Below are 15,357 nucleotides of genomic sequence, written 5' to 3' on the forward strand. Positions count from 1 at the left end.
ACAGCCCCATGGCCGATCCCCAAACCAAGCGCCCCAACAGCCCCGTGGCCGAATATGACGGCCCGCCCGATTATCGCGTGATCGGCCGCCATGGCGTTTTCCCGCAAACCAGCCATGATGAAGTGGAGCGCATCAATTTCCTTGCGCAGATGAACCGCCATCTGGCCGCCCGCGTGGTGCCCGGCGTCAAGGCTGCCTATGACGCCCGCGTGGTGCCCGCCTTTGAAGCCAAGCATGGGCGCCCCATGGCCAACCGCCATGAAGCCCGCAAGGCGATGCTGGAAGATCAGGCTTTCTGCACTTGGTCGGCCCTGCGCCGCATGACGATGGAGCAGCGCCAACAGGCTGGCCGCTGGACCGCCATCCGCCAGCGCGAGGAATTGAACGCGCGCGGCAAGGCGTTGATCGAGGGCGATGACCGTCTGGTGCTCAATCCCGCGCTGGAAATCCCCCGCTATGTTTCAGCGGTGGACCACCATTGCATGCCCGGCAGCTATCACATGGAATATGCTCCGGACGATTTCACCAATGGCGCCAATTATGACCATGCCGGTTTTGTCACCACCGGCGGGTTGCTGGGCAAATATTCCGATGGCGGCGGCGCGGCCGTGGTGCAGTGGGTGAAGAAAAACCTGCCCGATTTCGCGCCCAAGAAGATTTTGGAGTTCGGCGGCACGGTGGGCCATTCCAGCCTGCCTCTGGCCGCCGCTTTCCCCGATGCGGAATTGACCATTGTCGATCTGGGCGCGCCGGTTTTGCGCTATGGTCTGGCCCGCGCCAAATCTTTGGGGCTGAACAATGTCCGCTTCATTCAGGCCAGCGCGGAAGATCTGACCGGCATTTTCGAGGATGGTAGCTTCGACTGGGTGCAGACCACCATGTTCCTGCACGAGTTGTCCACCAGCGCCCTGCGCAAGATCTTTGCCGAAAGCCATCGCCTGCTGCGTGAAGGCGGCATCGTGCTGCATGTGGAACAGCCCCAATATGCGCCCGACATGCCCCTGTTTGAACAGGCCATGCGCGATTGGGATGCTTTCTACAACAACGAGCCCTTCTGGAGCCGGATGCACGAGATGGATCTGGACGCGGAAATGGAACGGGCCGGTTTTGACCGCGCCAAGATCATCCATGGCGGCGTCTATGGCGTGGTGGACCGCGAAATCTTCCCCGATGCGGCCGAAGACAACACCGAGGATTATGGCCGCAAGGCCGCATGGCATGTGATCGGAGCCGTGGCATGAGCTTTAACGACGCCCTGAACGAAGCAGGCGCCAAGCCTGCGGGCAAGCGCCCCTATTTCCTTGAACCGCAGGTGGAGCGGGTTCTGGCCATCACCATGAGCATCGCGCAAGAATTGGCCGTGGCTCGCCAGCGCGCCGATACGCTGGAGCGTTTGCTCAAAGCCAAGGGCATTCTGGTGGAAGGCGAGATCGATGATTTCGCCCCCGATCCCGCCGCCAGCGCCGAGCGCCAGATGTGGAATCAGGAATATATCGCCCGCATCCTGCGCATTGTGCAGCAGGAGAACGAGGCCGCCTTGCTGAAGGGCGAAGCGGCCAGCGGCGAGATTGGCGACGAATTGGCGGCGGAGCCTGCCGCATGATGGAATTTGAATTTTCCGTCCCCGTGCTGGTGGTGGGCGGCGGGGCCTGCGGCTGCATCGCCGCGCTATCGGCCCATGATGCCGGTGCCGAAGTGTTGCTGGTGGAGGCCGATGAACGCCCGATGGGCACCAGCGGCATGTCGATGGGCCTGATCTGTGCCGCGGGCACGCAGGCGCAGGCGGCCAAGGGCATCAGCGATCATGCCGATGCGCTCTATGCCGATATTATCGCCAAGACCAAGGGCCAGACCGATCCCGTGATCGCCCGCGCTCTGGCCGACCATTCCGGCCCCACGGTCGACTGGATGACGCAGCGCCTCGCCATGCCATGGGAACTGGATATGGGCTTCAAGCCTGCCTATGGCCTGTCCACCTATCGCATGCATGGCTGGCACGGGCATGACGGGCAGGACATGGTGGACCTGCTGCACCAGCGCCTGTCGGATGAAGGCGTGATGGTGATGCTGGGCGCCAAGCTGACCCAGATCCATGCCGATGAGACGGGCCGCGTGCTGGGCGTCAGCCTGACCCGTCCCGATGGCGCGGTGGAACATGTGGGCTGCGACAGCCTCATTCTGGCCAGCGGCGGCTATGCGGCCAACCATGATCTGTTGGCAGAGCATATCCCCATCATGGCCAAGGCCCGCAACAATGGCCATGAAGGCAATGATGGCACCGCCGTGCTGCTGGGCCAAAAGCTCGGCGCGGCTTTGGGCGACATGGGCGCCTATCAGGGCTATGCCATGTTGACCGAACCGCAGGGCATTCCGGTCTGCCCCGGCGTGATCATCGACGGGGGCCTGATCGTCAACGCGCAAGGCGAGCGCTTCTGCGACGAGAGCGAGGATATTGCCGGCATGGTCCATCCGGTGATGGCGCAAGGCGCGCCTTGCTGGGTGGTGCTGGATGAAAGGATCGAGGCCAGCCAGTCCTATGTGCCCGATATGCAGGCGCTGGCCGAATTGAACGCGGCCAAGCGTGGCGACAGCGCCGAAGATCTGGCTGCTGCGATTGGCGTGCCTGCCGATGCTTTGGCACAGGCTTTGGCGCAGGCTCATGCCGCCTGCAATTCCGGCGCGCCCGATGCGCAGGGCCGCCGATGGCCCAAGGACGCCCCCCCGCCCGCAGGTAAGCTGGCCGCTTTCAAAGTGGTAGGCGCGATTTTCCATACGCAGGGCGGCTTGCAGATCGACGGGCAGGCCCGCGTGCTGCGCGAGGATGGCACGCCTTTGCCCAACCTGTTCGCCGGTGGCGGCGCGGCGCGTAGCGTCTCTGGCCCCGCGCATTGGGGCTATCTGCCCGCCATGGGGCTTTGCACCGCCGTTACGCTGGGCCGCCTTGCAGGGGTCACCGCCGCAGCACAGGTCGCCTGAACCGCCACCATCCGACAGGAGGATAAAGCCAGCGCATCGCCGCCCCGCTTTATCCGCCCGCCTATAATTCCCCTGCCTACAAATGCCTCGCCCCCGCTGGAGAAGACCATTGACGCTGGAAGCCACCCTGACCGCCTGTTCCACTGACCTTCGCGCCCAACTGGCCGCCATTGTGGGTGATGAACACCTGACCGAGGATCTGGCCGCGCGCAAATTGTTCAGCGAGGACATCTGGAGCACATCGCCCCATACGGTGATGCTGATCGTGGCCCCCGCCAACACCGCGCAGCTGGCCGCTGTGGTGAAAGCCGCCGCCGAAGCGGGCGTGGACATCGCCCCGCGCGGCGCAGGGATGAGCTACACCAGCGGCTATATCCCCTCCACCGACACGACCATCAGCCTCGACATGCGCCGGATGAACCGCATCCTGAACGTGCGCCCCGATGATATGACCATCACCGTGGAAGCGGGCACATCGTGGAAAGCGATCGAGGATACGCTGGCACCCATGGGCCTGCGCCTGCCCTTCTGGGGGCCGATGAGCGGGATCTGGTCCACCATTGGCGGCGGGCTTTCCAATCTCAACGCCATGTTCGGTTGCGGCCATTATGGCACCTCGTCGGAAAGCGTGGTGGCGATTACCGTGGTGCTGGCCGATGGCAGCGTGCTGAAAACCGGCGCGCGCGGGGCCGATGGCGAAACGCCTTTCTACCGCCATTTCGGCCCCGATCTGGCGGGGCTGTTCATGGGGGATTCGGGCACTTTGGGCATCAAGGCAGAGATCACCTTCCGCATGATGCGCCGCCCGCAATTTGAAGACAGCGCCAGCTTCAGCTTCAAGACCGGCCCGATCATGCTGGAGGCTCTGGCCGAAATGGCCCGCGCGGGCATTGCGGCGGAAACCTGCGGCTTTGACCCCGGCCTGACCAAGGTGCGTATGCGCCGCATGGGCATGACCAATGATGTCAAAGCGCTGGGCGCGGTAATGGCCAAGGAAAAGTCGGTGTTTGGCGCGCTCAAGGCCGGCCTCAAAATCGCCACCGCAGGCCGCAGCTTTATCGAGGAGGAGGAATATCCCCTCCACATCACCGCCGAGGGCCGCTGCAGGGAAGCCGTCGCCGCCGACATGGCCACCGCCCGCGAGATTGCCGCGCGTTATGACGGGGTAGAGATTGCCAATACGATCGCCAAGGTGATCCGCGCCATGCCCTTCCCGCCGCCCAACTCCATCCTTGGCCCCGAAGGCGAAAGCTGGATTCCGGTGCATGGTCAGGTCAGCCTGTCCAACGCGCCCAAGATGTTTGCCGATATCCGCGCCTATTTCGACGAAATGCAGGGCACCTTTGACCGGCTTGGCATCCACACCGGCTTCCTCTTCTCCACCCTGCACAACAATGCGGTGGTGATGGAACCGGTGTTCTTCTGGCCGCAGGGCTATCGCCCGATCCATGAAAGCATGGTGGAACCGGAACATCTGGCCCGCCTGAAGCAATTGGGCGAAGCGCCCGAAGCGACCCAAGTGGTGCATGAGGCGCGCGAAAAGGTGAAGCGCATTTGTGAAAGCTATGGCTGCGCCCATTTCCAGATCGGCCGCGCCTATAAATATCGCGAAAGCCGCGACGAAGCCTTCCTGCGCGTGCTGGATGCGGTGAAAGCGGTGGTGGACCCCAAGGGGCAGTTCAACCCCGGCTGTCTGGGGTTTGAACAATGAGCCAGACCTATCGCGCCATCATGCTGGAGGGCCAGGCCGACAGTTTCCGCGCCGCCAGCGCGATCCGCACCTTGACCACCCGCCCCTTGGAAGCGGGTGAAGTGCTGGTCCGCAACCATTATTGTGGCATCAACGGCATTTTCGACACGCATATTGCCAAGGAAAAGGTCGATTACGTCACCATCAACTACCCCAGCTTTACCGGCGTGGAAGCCTTGGGCGTGGTGGAGGAAGTGGGCGCAGGCGTCACCGATCTGGCCGTGGGCGATGCGGTGGTCACCACCCGCTTCCCCGGTGGCTATCGGGAAATCAACATCGCCCCTGTCGGCCATTTCGTCAAAGTACCCGCAGCCCATCCCGATTGGCTGGCGCTCTATAGCACCGGCGTAGCGGCCATGGTGGCGCTGGATGTGACCGGCCAGTTGCAACCGGGCGAAACCGTCGCGATCAGCGCGGCGGCAGGCGGTCTGGGGCAATTCATGGTGCAGATCGCGCTGCGCCGTGGCTGCCATGTGGTGGCCATTGCGGGCGGGCCGGAGAAGGCGGACTATCTGCGCTCCATGGGCGCCCATCGCGTGGTGGATTATCGCGCGGAGGATCTGGCGCAGGTTCTGGCCGAGGAATATCCCGAAAAGCTGGATGTGGCGGTGGACACCGTCTCCGGCCCCACCCATGACGCGCTGCTGGCCAATCTGGCGCGCGGCGGCAGGCTGGTGATCGGCGGCGTGGCATCGGACCGCGTGGAGGGCGGCCCGCCCAAGGTGCTGTGCCCCCGCATCGGCCATTCCATCTATCTGAAGGGCGCCTCGGTGCGCGGTTTCATGAACGGCCTGCTCACCCAGCACTGGCCCGAAGCCCGCGCCAAATTGGCCGCCATGTATCAGGCGGGCGAATTGACCGTGCGTCTGGACCAGCCTGTCGGCGTGGGGCTGGAAAGCGTTTATGACGCGGTGGAGCGCATGTTGGCTGGAGCCTCGATGGGCAAGATCATTGTCGATGTGAGAAGCGCATGACCGCCAAGCCGCAAACCCTTGCCGACAAGATCTGGGACGCGCATCGCGTGGCCAGCACGGCGGCCGGATCAGACCTGATCGCGATTGACCGCGTGTTCCTGCATGAACGTACCGGTGCCTCGGCGCTCAAAAGCATGGCCGCCGCAGGCCGCCCCGTGCGCGATTCCCGCCGCGTTTTTGCGGTGATGGACCATATTGTCGACACGCGCATCGGACGCGGAGACCAGACCTTGATGCAAGGCGGTCAGGCCTTCATCACCGAAACCCGCGCCGCCGCCCATGCCGCAGGCATCACCCTGTTTGACGTGACCGACCCCGATCAGGGTATCACCCATGTCATCTCGCCCGAATTGGGCATTGTGCTGCCCGGCTGCACTTTGGTCGCGCCCGACAGCCATACTTGCACGCAAGGGGCGCTGGGCGCGCTGGCATGGGGCATTGGCTCGTCCGAGGCAGAACATGCCATGGCCACCGGCGTTCTGCGCCTGCCCCGCCCCAAGACCATGCGCGTTACTTTCACCGGCGAACTGCCCGTGGGCGTGACCGCCAAGGATATGGCACTGGCGCTGATCGCGGCCCATGGCGCGGGCGGCGGCGCGGGCCATGTGGTGGAATTTGCCGGGCCTGCGGTGGAGGCTTTGGAGATCGAGGCCCGCATGACCCTGTGCAACATGGCCACCGAATTTTCGGCCATGGCGGGCCTGATCGCGCCCGATGCCAAAACCTATGCCTATCTGGCCGGACGCCGCTATGCGCCCGCCGCGTTTGATGGCGCCTATTGGGACAATCTGCGCAGCGATGAAGGCGCAGTGTTTGACCGCGAGATCATCGTGGACGCCGCCAGCCTGAAGCCGATGGTGACATGGGGCACCAGCCCGCAACATGCCATCCCCATCGATGCGCCCGTGCCCCAAGGCCCGCAGCGTGTGCATGATTACATCGGCCTTGCCGCTGGCGAACGGCTGCAAGGCACAAAGATCGACGTGGCCTTCCTCGGCTCTTGCACCAATGCGCGCCTGTCCGACCTGCGCCGCGCCGCCGCGCTCATCAAGGGGCGCAAGATTGCCCCCGGCATCCGGAAAGCGCTGGTCGTGCCCGGCAGCGGCGCGGTGAAGCGCGCCGCCGAAGCCGAAGGGCTGGACGAAATCTTCCGCGCGGCAGGCTTTGAATGGCGGGAAAGCGGCTGCTCGCTCTGCTTCTTTGCCGGCGGCGAGGCCTTCCCCGCAGGCAGCCGCAGCATTTCGAGCACCAACCGCAATTTCGAAGGCCGTCAGGGGCCGGGCATCCGCACCCATATTGCCAGCCCCGAAGTGGTGGTGGCCAGCGCGATCGCGGGCGTGATTGCCGATCCCCGTGAGCTGGCGGGAGAGAAGGCATGACCCCGTTCACCACACTCACCGCCGTCGCCGCGCCGCTGCTCATCGACAATGTGGACACCGACGCGATCATCCCCAGCCGCGAGATGAAATCGACCGGCCGCACGGGTCTGGCCGAAGGGCTGTTCGCCCCATGGCGCTATGTGGAAGGGCGCGTGCCCAATCCCGATTTCGTGCTGAACCAAGACGCCTATGCGGGCGCGCAGATCATCGCGGGCGGCAGCAATTTCGGCTGCGGATCAAGCCGCGAACATGCCGTATGGGCCTTGGCCGAATATGGCATTCGCGCGATTATCGCCCCCAGCTTTGCGCCGATCTTTGCCGCCAATTGCATCCGCAACGGGTTGCTGCCCATGGTGCTGCCCGCCGAAGTGGTGGCGCAGATCGCAGGGCAAAGCGTGGCCATCGACCTCGCCGCGCAAACCTTGTCCTGCGGCGGGGAGACCCACAGTTTCGCCATCGATGCGGAGGCCAAGGCCATGCTGCTCGAAGGGCTGGATGCCATCGACCTCACCCTGAAATTCGGCGCCGCGATTGATGCGTGGACGCAAACCGACCGCGCCGCGCGGCCATGGATCTATCTATGACTTTCATCACCATTTCCGAAGTCGGCCCACGCGACGGGTTGCAGTCGATCAAGCCCGTCATGCCCTTGGAAGCCAAAAAGGCATGGATTGCCGCCGAGGCCGCTTGTGGCATTCCCGAGATCGAAGTGGGCAGCTTTGTGCCCCCCAGCTTGTTGCCGCAAATGGCCGATACCGCCGAACTGGTGCGCTTTGCCCGCGGGATCGAGGGGCTCAATGTGGTGGCGTTGGTGCCCAATGCCAAAGGCGCCGCCCGCGCCATCGAGGCGGGTGTGCATGGCTTTTCCGCGCCTTTCTCGCAGAGCGAAACGCACTCGATCCGCAATGTGCGCAAGACCCATGCGCAAATGCTGGAATCCATCGCCGAAATGGGTGCCATGGCCAAGGAAGCGGGCGTGCATTTCGCGGTAGGCCTTGCCACGGCCTTTGGCTGCACCATTGAAGGTGCAGTGTCCGAAGCCGTGGTCGTGCGCAATGCGGTGGCCAGTATCGAGGCGGGCGCGATGGAATTGAGCCTGTCCGACACCACAGGCTATGCCGATCCGGCGCAGGTCAAGCGTCTGGTGCGCGCCGTCCGCGCCGAAGTGGGCGACAAGCTGACCACGCTGCATCTGCATAATACGCGCGGGCTGGGTCTGGCCAATGCGCTGGCGGGGCTGGAGGAAGGCATCACCACGCTGGACGCCTCGCTGGGCGGGCTTGGCGGCTGCCCCTATGCGCCGGGCGCTTCGGGCAATCTGGTGACCGAGGATCTGGTGCTGATGCTCAATGCCATGGGGCTGAACACCGGCATTGATCTGGAAAAGCTGCTGAAAGTGCGCGCCATTCTGGCCGATGCCCTGCCCGATGAACCGCTTTATGGTTTCACCCCCGATGCGGGCGTGATGCTGGATTACAACGAAAGGATCGCGAAATGAGCCAGCCCACCCCTTTGGCAGGCCTGCGCGTCATTGAATTCACCCACATGGTGATGGGCCCCGCGCTGGGCCATATTCTGGCCAGCCTTGGTGCCGATGTGATCCGCATCGAACCGATGGGCGGCGATAACACTCGCCGCCTGCTGGGTTCGGGCAGCGGCTATTTCCCGATGTATAATCGCGGCAAACAGTCGATCTGCCTTGATCTGAAATCCGAGGCTGGCGTGGGTGTGGCCCGCGATCTGGTGCTGGGCGCGGATATTCTGGTGGAAAATTTCCGCCCCGGCGCGCTCGACCGCATGGGCCTGTCCTATGAAAAGATGAGCGAGGCCAATCCGCGCCTCATCTATTGCAGCGAAAAGGGCTTTCTGCCCGGCCCCTATGAAAGCCGCACCGCGCTGGATGAAGTGGCGCAGATGATGGGCGGCCTTGCCTATATGACCGGACCTCCGGGCCGCCCCTTGCGCGCCGGTTCCAGCGTGATCGACGTGACCGGCGCCATGTTTGGCGTGATCGGCGTGCTGGCCGCGCTGGAAGAACGCCATCGAACCGGCAAGGGGCAAAAGGTGGTGGCCAGCCTGTTTGAAACCACCGCCTATCTGGTGGGGCAACACATGGCGCAATTTGCCGTGACCGGAAAACCCGCCGCCCCGATGCCCGCGCGCATTTCGGCATGGGCGATCTATGACGTGTTTGAAACGCAGGATCTGCCGGTGTTCATCGGCGTGGTGTCGGACACATTGTGGGAGAAATTCTGCAAGCTGCTGGGCTTTGATGAATTGTGGGCGGATGAAAGCCTGCGCGCCAATAACCAGCGCGTGCTGGCGCGTGACCGCGTGTTGCCGCAGGTGCGCGAAAAGATCGCGACTTTCACCCGCGCGCAAATTCTTGAACGTCTGGAAGGCACCGGCATTCCTTTTGCGCCCGTATCCAAGCCGGAGGAATTGTTCGACGATCCCCAGCTGGCCGTCGGCGGGCTGGAGCCGGTGTTCCTTGACGATGGGCGCGAGACCAAGCTGCCCACCGTGCCGCTGGAAATGGCAGGCCTGCGTCCGGGGGGCGAGACCCACCTGCCCCAGCCGGGCCGCGATACGCGCGCCGTGCTGGAGGCGCTGGGTTACGAGGCCGAGACAATCGAAAACATGATCGGATCGGGGGCGGTTGGCGCCCTTTGAACGACAACAAGGGGAGAAAACCATGACCGACACTTGCGATGAAATGGCGCTGTTCAGCCGCCGCACCCTGATGGTGGGCGGTGTGGCGCTGGGCGCTGCGGCCATGGCGGGCGCTGTGCCTGCCTTTGGCGCGGCGGCAGACCATCCCTACCCCGCCCGTGACGCTGGCGTGCCCACCGACAAGGCGGCGCGCATTGCCATGATGCGCCGCATGCGGATGCGCGCCGATGCGGGGCCGGTGTTCTGGTGGTTCCGTGGCCGCAATTATGCCCAGCAAGGCGCCAAGCTGATCCCGATGTGCGATCTGATCTTTGGCGCTTTGATGGATGTGCGCCCCACGGCGGACGGCGGCCTGTTGATCAGCCAGTATGAGCTGGGCTTCCGCTGCGCGCTGGATACCGGCATGCGTGCCGAAAAGCTGCTCAACCCGATTACCGGCGTGATGGTGGACGTGCCCTTCGCGCCGGTCGGGCCCAGCAAAGTGTCCTATGACGCCAATAATACTTTGCAATTTGATCCCAACATGGGCGGTTCGGTGATCACCGCCGAACATGTGCCGGAAATCTTTTACAACATTGGCGATCTGGTCTGTTTCCAGACCCATTCGGCCGCTGTGGTCAAAACGCCCGGTCAGCTGGACCGCAACCTCAACGACATGAGCATGATCTGCAGCCCGGCTGCCGAGGCCTTGGACCCCAAGCGCGCCTTTGCCAGCGCATGGGCCCATGGCGGGGATGTGACCGATTATGCCCGCTGGCTGAAAATGCCCGCAGGTGCCGGCTCGCAGACCTTGCGCAGCATTGGCCGCAAAGAAGCGCGCTATAATGACATGCCGCAAGATTGGCGCGACATGGTGGCCAAGGCCGATCCTGCCATGGCCGCCGATCCGATGGCCGTGTTGAAGCGCGCTGCGGAAACCTATCGCAACTAAGGCTTCCCCCTGCACTTGACGGTGCAGCAAACACCCCCCGATCTGGCCGGAGATGCGACCCTTCCGGCCCGGATCGGGGGGCTTTTTATGACTATGGCCATTTGCCTGCCCCACGCGGAAAAGGCGCATAGAAAATGCGGCGGGAGTTGCCCCCCGCCGCCTTGCTACAACTTGATGCTGCCCAATCTTAGAACGGCTTGACCGTGCCAAGGAAGCAGATGCTGGAAATCGTGATCCAGTACACATAGGCCATGCAGCGCCCGAGGAAGAAGTCGCGCTCCAGCACGGCTTCGATCTGGGGGTTGGGGCCCTGCGCCAGAATGCGGAACGCGGTGGTCCAGCGGCGCATGATCCAGCGCAGGCCAAGGCCGATGCACAGGGTAAAGCCATAAAGCGTGAACTTGGTGGCATACCAGCGGCTGCCCTCGCCCGCTTCGAACGGACCATGCCCCATCAGCGAGGAAATGCCCACGATGAAGATGGTGGGGATCAGCACATAGCGCACCGCCTCGTCCATCTTGGTCAGTTTGATGCCAATGTCGGTTTCACGCTTGATGAACGCGCCCCAGCACAGGCCCAGCCAGCAAGCCACAAAGATCCACATGAAGGTCAGGAAATTGCCGCCATAGGGCTGCAAGCCATAGATATTGCCCATGTGCAGGCCCAAAGGCAGCAGGGTGATGATGCCGGTACGGGCCAGAATGTCGATGCGATAGGCCGTCTCCATATGGCGGCGGCGTTCTTCCATCGACAATTTGCGGTTGAGAATGTTGTAGCTGGTCTGGAACACACCCCATTCACCGCCCAGCCAATAGACCATGCAGAGGATGTGCACCCAACGTAGCACAAGAACTTCCTGGATCACGATAAACTCCCTAGCAGCGCGGACGGATCAGCGGCGGGAGAGCCGATCCACCCAGTCGGTAACGGGCGGGTCGGGGTATTCCATCGCCTCGACCTCCTGTTGAAACCCGCGCATGACACGGGAGATATAGGCACGGGTAGACAGGCCGCGCTCTTCACCCGCCTGTCGGTCAGGCGCATAGACTTCGATCGCCTCGCGGCTGAGCGTGCCGCCCGCCTCCAGCAGACGTTCCACCGTATCGAGCCTTTCGCGCGTGGCCGACAATTCCGCCGCCAGCGCCATCGCCAGCGAGGTCAGGCGGTCTACGGCAGGGTCTTCAAAGAACAAGGGACGGCCACCCTTGGCGCGCGCACCGCTGCGCGTGACCCAATCGATACCTTCGGTCATGCTACTGTCTCCTCAACGGGGGCCTTGATGGCGCCATAGGCATTCCAGATGGCCGCGCGGCCATAATCTTCCTGTCCGCCATCGGGCGAAGGGGGGAAGATTTCCGGATCGGCCACGGCGCGCACGCCCACCACAAATTGGTCCTTGCGGGCAAAGCCTGCCGCTTCCATCTCGCCCTTCAGGTCCAGCCCATGCATGGCCGACCAGAAAGGCTCGTTGTTGTTATAGGCGTCCCAATCGCGCAGCATCTGCTCCAGCAGCGGCATATCGGGGCCATATTGAGGCTGTTCCACATGCAGGATCAAACCACCCGGACGCAGCACGCGATGGGCCTCTGCCAGAATGCGCGGCATGGAATCGGACGACAATTCATGCAGGAACATCGTGGTCTGCACCCAGTCGAAATGGTTGTCGGGATAGCGCGAGAGATCCTCGCCGCTGCATTGGACAAAGCGGATGTTTTTGACGCCCAGCCCCGCCGCACGCGCCGCGCCATAGCGCAAGGAGGCCGCCGCTGTATCAATCGCGGTCACTTCGGCTTCGGGGAAGCCTTGCGCGATGGGCACCGCATTATGGCCCACCGTGCTGCCAATATCCAGAATGCGCTTGGGTGCGAAATCGGGCATGACCTGCTTGATATGGGCGACAACCGCCTGACCGCCGCCATCGTTCAAACGCCCCAGCGCGCCGCCGGTGGTGGCAAACAGGCCAACGTCATAATTGGCACCCACGGTCACATCGCCTTCGCGTTCACCACCGTGATAGCCGCCGGGCTGGCAATGGATGTCGACGCAGGTGTTGTAGATCGGCTGTTCAACGCTGGCGTCCAACTGCAACAGGCCCGAATGTTCGTTGAACTGGCGGGCCATGGCGTCCAGCTCGTCCAGCTGACGCAGCACGCATTGGCGGCCGTTCTGTTGGCGCATTTCCATCGTGTTGCGTTTCAGAGCCGACCACATGCGATGGAACGGATCCTCGTTCATCGCCACGCGTACTTCCTCGCGATGCTCCGGATCGCGGCCATGCACCGCCTTGAACGCCGGCAATACGCGGCCTTCATAGGCCAGCTTGTTCCCCTTGCCCAAAGTGCCGGAAATATAGCGGTTCATATGGGTGAGGAAATTGAAGCGCGCGGCTTCGTCATGGCTGGTGACGGGCATCATCGGGTGCCGTTCCAGCGCGGTATAGGGAGGGGGTAGGTCAGAACTCATGATGGGTCCTCCATGAGAGGGGCGGAGCTGCTGCTCCCGCGCCGTGCCGCCGTTTACCGGCTTGAGTATCCCACCATGAGTTTGATTATTGAACGTTGACCTGCGTCAATCTTTTAAACAATTTTTCAAGCGATTTGAATAAAATCAAAATTCTTTTAACAAACGCCCAAGGCCATCAATCTTATCATGGATTCCGCAAGCGCGAAGTCCATGCCAATATGTTGCCGTATTGATAGCAATTACGGGCTTGGACAATTTATTTTCATACTCAACCGCCAGATCAACCATGGAAAGATTGGTACCAACCTGCACGATAGCATCCACATCATCACCATCCAGCTCGTCCAGCACGGGACGCAGCTCGTCGGGCGAGACTTTGGCAATGTCGGTCCAGCGCTTGCACTGCAGCGGCTTGTCGCGCTTGACCTCAAAGCCGGATTCTTCAAGGAAGCGGCGCACTTCGGCATTAGCCACCGGATAATAGGGCGAGACAAAGCTGACGGTTTTCACCCCGCCATAGGCCTTCAATGCAGCGGCCACGCTTTCCGCGCCGGTGCTGGCGCCAACGCCAGCCACGGCCTCCACATTGGCCTTCCACTTCTTGCTGCCTTCGATGCCGCCGTAGAAGGTGACAGCGGACATGCCCAGCACCAGATAATCCACCTTGGCGGTCATCACGCTGCGCACCGCGTCCAGTGTGGCATCGGAAATGGCCTGCGTACCAACCAGAAAATCCTCGTTGGACAGGGCCAAGGGATCTTCCACATAGATGCGGCTGAAATGGTTGGTCACGCCAACGGGGCGCATACGCTCCATGTCCGGCTGCACCGTGGTGTTGGTCGACGGCGCGATGACCCCCATCAATTTGCGCCAGCCCAGAACGTCACCCATGTTGTGTCTCCATTACTCTTGGGGTTACGGGCGGCAGACGGGGGTCCTGCCGCGACAATTAGTTTACGGCAGCGGCCTGATCGAGGCTTTCATACATAGCCTGACGCAGCAGATAGGCGCGGCGCTTGTCATCATCCGCCTTCAACGCCAGCATGGCCTGACGGCGCTTTTCATGCGCCTCGTCCGAACCGCCCTTGATATAGGCCATGTTCTCGATCGTCTGTGCCTGGGTGAACGCATGGGTCACCGTGCGGCGCTGGCGGTCATAGAGTTCGAGGCTGCCATTGGGCTTGCCGCTTTTCAGCGCAGGCTCCAGCTTTTCGAACAGGTTGAACGCGTCATGCACGCCCGAGTTCATGCCAAAGCCGCCCAAAGGATTGTTGAGATGCGCGGCATCGCCAGCCAGATAGACGCGGCCATTGCCAAAGCTCTTGGCCACGCGCTGGTGCACGCGGTAAAGGGTACGGTGGCCGGTTTCCACATGGAGGTCCGTGCCCAGCAGACGCTGGAAAATACCGTCCTTCACTTCATCCGACTTCAGGTAATCATCGCCCAGCGAGGCATCGGTCGGCACCAGCACGCGCCACACCGAAGGCACGCGCAGCAGTACCAGCCATTCTTCCGGATTCGACACATAGTTCACATAGGCCAGATTGGGCAGATAATCCGCCAGTTCCAGCTTGGTGGACAGGGTGAGGAAACGTTCGGGATAGGTGAAACCGTCAAATTCGATGCCCAGCCATTTGCGCACCACCGAATTGGCGCCATCGGCACCGATCAGATAGTCGCAACGCATACGGCTAATGCCGGTCATGGTTTCCAAGCACAGGTCAACGCCGGTATCGTCCTGCTCCAGCGTCAACAGGCGATGACCAAAGCGCACCTGCGCGTTGGAATATTGTTCCAGCCCTTCGGCCAGCCCGCGCGAGAGGTGATATTGCTCGCACTGGATGCGGAAAGGATAGCGCGTCTTGTCCGCGATTTCCGAAAGATCGAAATCGATCACGTCACCGCTGTTGCGGTCGCGCCAGTGATAGACCGGCGCCTTCAAACCACGATCGAGCAGCAATTGGGTGATGCCGATTTCGTCCAGCATTTCCAGCGTGGAGGGATGGAAGGTCGAGGCGCGCAAATCCTGCGCACAATCCAGCCCCGCTTCAAACACCACCACGTCATAGCCGGCCTTGGCCAGCAGCGTCGCGATCACCGTGCCGACAGGCCCAGCCCCCACGATAGCTACCTGGCACCGTTCTACCCCTGTCATAGCCGAAATACTCCAAACCTTCTTCTGCATCGGGGTATGAAGCCGGATGCGGGGGA

At 62.5% G+C, this 15,357-nt stretch carries 15 protein-coding genes; 10 read left to right on the forward strand and 5 right to left on the reverse strand.

Features of this window, described 5'->3' with window-relative positions:
* Window positions 1-8 precede the first annotated feature (8 nt).
* From EOE18_RS02900 to EOE18_RS02945, 10 genes are all read left to right on the forward strand, one after another.
* Complete coding sequence (locus tag EOE18_RS02900) at window positions 9-1,241, forward strand: class I SAM-dependent methyltransferase (protein ID WP_127706060.1); 1,233 nt, start codon at window positions 9-11, stop codon at window positions 1,239-1,241.
* Window positions 1,238-1,603, forward strand: coding sequence for a hypothetical protein (locus tag EOE18_RS02905; protein WP_127706062.1), 366 nt, complete (start codon window positions 1,238-1,240; stop codon window positions 1,601-1,603). Before EOE18_RS02900 ends, EOE18_RS02905 begins: the two co-directional genes overlap by 4 nt.
* Complete coding sequence (locus tag EOE18_RS02910; protein WP_127706064.1) at window positions 1,600-2,976, forward strand: FAD-dependent oxidoreductase; 1,377 nt, start codon at window positions 1,600-1,602, stop codon at window positions 2,974-2,976. The genes EOE18_RS02905 and EOE18_RS02910 overlap by 4 nt, the downstream gene beginning before the upstream one ends.
* A gap of 109 nt (window positions 2,977-3,085) precedes the next feature.
* The gene (locus EOE18_RS02915; RefSeq protein WP_127706066.1) at window positions 3,086-4,687 is read left to right on the forward strand and encodes an FAD-binding oxidoreductase; all 1,602 of its coding nucleotides are present in this window, start codon (window positions 3,086-3,088) and stop codon (window positions 4,685-4,687) included.
* Window positions 4,684-5,700, forward strand: coding sequence for a zinc-binding dehydrogenase (locus tag EOE18_RS02920; RefSeq protein ID WP_127706068.1), 1,017 nt, complete (start codon window positions 4,684-4,686; stop codon window positions 5,698-5,700). The genes EOE18_RS02915 and EOE18_RS02920 overlap by 4 nt, the downstream gene beginning before the upstream one ends.
* A complete protein-coding gene (locus EOE18_RS02925; RefSeq protein ID WP_127706070.1) occupies window positions 5,697-7,079 on the forward strand; it encodes a 3-isopropylmalate dehydratase large subunit in 1,383 nt (460 codons plus the stop codon). Before EOE18_RS02920 ends, EOE18_RS02925 begins: the two co-directional genes overlap by 4 nt.
* A complete protein-coding gene (gene leuD / locus EOE18_RS02930) occupies window positions 7,076-7,663 on the forward strand; it encodes a 3-isopropylmalate dehydratase small subunit (protein ID WP_127706072.1) in 588 nt (195 codons plus the stop codon). The genes EOE18_RS02925 and leuD overlap by 4 nt, the downstream gene beginning before the upstream one ends.
* Window positions 7,660-8,577 carry a hydroxymethylglutaryl-CoA lyase gene (locus EOE18_RS02935; RefSeq protein WP_127706074.1) on the forward strand — a complete coding sequence of 306 codons (918 nt, stop codon included), beginning with the start codon at window positions 7,660-7,662 and terminating at the stop codon, window positions 8,575-8,577. The genes leuD and EOE18_RS02935 overlap by 4 nt, the downstream gene beginning before the upstream one ends.
* The gene (locus EOE18_RS02940) at window positions 8,574-9,752 is read left to right on the forward strand and encodes a CaiB/BaiF CoA transferase family protein (protein WP_127706076.1); all 1,179 of its coding nucleotides are present in this window, start codon (window positions 8,574-8,576) and stop codon (window positions 9,750-9,752) included. Before EOE18_RS02935 ends, EOE18_RS02940 begins: the two co-directional genes overlap by 4 nt.
* Window positions 9,753-9,774: 22 nt before the next feature.
* Window positions 9,775-10,683, forward strand: coding sequence for a hypothetical protein (locus EOE18_RS02945; protein ID WP_127706078.1), 909 nt, complete (start codon window positions 9,775-9,777; stop codon window positions 10,681-10,683).
* A 187-nt stretch (window positions 10,684-10,870) separates the two neighbouring features.
* Here the strand turns inward: EOE18_RS02945 and EOE18_RS02950 are convergent, their stop codons facing one another.
* The 5 genes from EOE18_RS02950 to EOE18_RS02970 form a co-directional block, all read right to left on the reverse strand.
* The gene (locus EOE18_RS02950) at window positions 10,871-11,548 is read right to left on the reverse strand and encodes a hypothetical protein (RefSeq protein WP_220445960.1); all 678 of its coding nucleotides are present in this window, start codon (window positions 11,546-11,548) and stop codon (window positions 10,871-10,873) included.
* 27 nt (window positions 11,549-11,575) lie between these two features.
* Window positions 11,576-11,935, reverse strand: a complete 360-nt coding sequence (locus EOE18_RS02955; protein WP_127706080.1) for a hypothetical protein — start codon at window positions 11,933-11,935, stop codon at window positions 11,576-11,578.
* A complete protein-coding gene (locus EOE18_RS02960; protein ID WP_127706082.1) occupies window positions 11,932-13,146 on the reverse strand; it encodes a methyltransferase domain-containing protein in 1,215 nt (404 codons plus the stop codon). Before EOE18_RS02960 ends, EOE18_RS02955 begins: the two co-directional genes overlap by 4 nt.
* A 144-nt stretch (window positions 13,147-13,290) precedes the next feature.
* Window positions 13,291-14,037 (reverse strand): maleate cis-trans isomerase family protein, encoded by a 747-nt coding sequence (locus EOE18_RS02965; protein ID WP_127706084.1) that lies wholly within the window; start codon window positions 14,035-14,037, stop codon window positions 13,291-13,293.
* A gap of 58 nt (window positions 14,038-14,095) precedes the next feature.
* Window positions 14,096-15,331 carry an FAD-dependent oxidoreductase gene (locus tag EOE18_RS02970; protein WP_342772628.1) on the reverse strand — a complete coding sequence of 412 codons (1,236 nt, stop codon included), beginning with the start codon at window positions 15,329-15,331 and terminating at the stop codon, window positions 14,096-14,098.
* Window positions 15,332-15,357: the final 26 nt, after the last annotated feature.

It is taken from the genome of Novosphingobium umbonatum, assembly GCF_004005905.1.
Taxonomy (GTDB): Bacteria; Pseudomonadota; Alphaproteobacteria; order Sphingomonadales; family Sphingomonadaceae; genus Novosphingobium; species Novosphingobium umbonatum.

Coding starts and splice junctions, on each gene's coding strand:
- EOE18_RS02900 (WP_127706060.1), top strand. CDS start 9: ATGGCCGATCCCCAAACCAAGCGCCCCAACAGCCCCGTGGCCGAATAT.
- EOE18_RS02905 (WP_127706062.1), top strand. CDS start 1,238: ATGAGCTTTAACGACGCCCTGAACGAAGCAGGCGCCAAGCCTGCGGGC.
- EOE18_RS02910 (WP_127706064.1), top strand. CDS start 1,600: ATGATGGAATTTGAATTTTCCGTCCCCGTGCTGGTGGTGGGCGGCGGG.
- EOE18_RS02920 (WP_127706068.1), top strand. CDS start 4,684: ATGAGCCAGACCTATCGCGCCATCATGCTGGAGGGCCAGGCCGACAGT.
- EOE18_RS02925 (WP_127706070.1), top strand. CDS start 5,697: ATGACCGCCAAGCCGCAAACCCTTGCCGACAAGATCTGGGACGCGCAT.
- leuD (WP_127706072.1), top strand. CDS start 7,076: ATGACCCCGTTCACCACACTCACCGCCGTCGCCGCGCCGCTGCTCATC.
- EOE18_RS02935 (WP_127706074.1), top strand. CDS start 7,660: ATGACTTTCATCACCATTTCCGAAGTCGGCCCACGCGACGGGTTGCAG.
- EOE18_RS02940 (WP_127706076.1), top strand. CDS start 8,574: ATGAGCCAGCCCACCCCTTTGGCAGGCCTGCGCGTCATTGAATTCACC.
- EOE18_RS02945 (WP_127706078.1), top strand. CDS start 9,775: ATGACCGACACTTGCGATGAAATGGCGCTGTTCAGCCGCCGCACCCTG.
- EOE18_RS02955 (WP_127706080.1), bottom strand. CDS start 11,935: ATGACCGAAGGTATCGATTGGGTCACGCGCAGCGGTGCGCGCGCCAAG.
- EOE18_RS02960 (WP_127706082.1), bottom strand. CDS start 13,146: ATGAGTTCTGACCTACCCCCTCCCTATACCGCGCTGGAACGGCACCCG.
- EOE18_RS02965 (WP_127706084.1), bottom strand. CDS start 14,037: ATGGGTGACGTTCTGGGCTGGCGCAAATTGATGGGGGTCATCGCGCCG.
- EOE18_RS02970 (WP_342772628.1), bottom strand. CDS start 15,331: ATGCAGAAGAAGGTTTGGAGTATTTCGGCTATGACAGGGGTAGAACGG.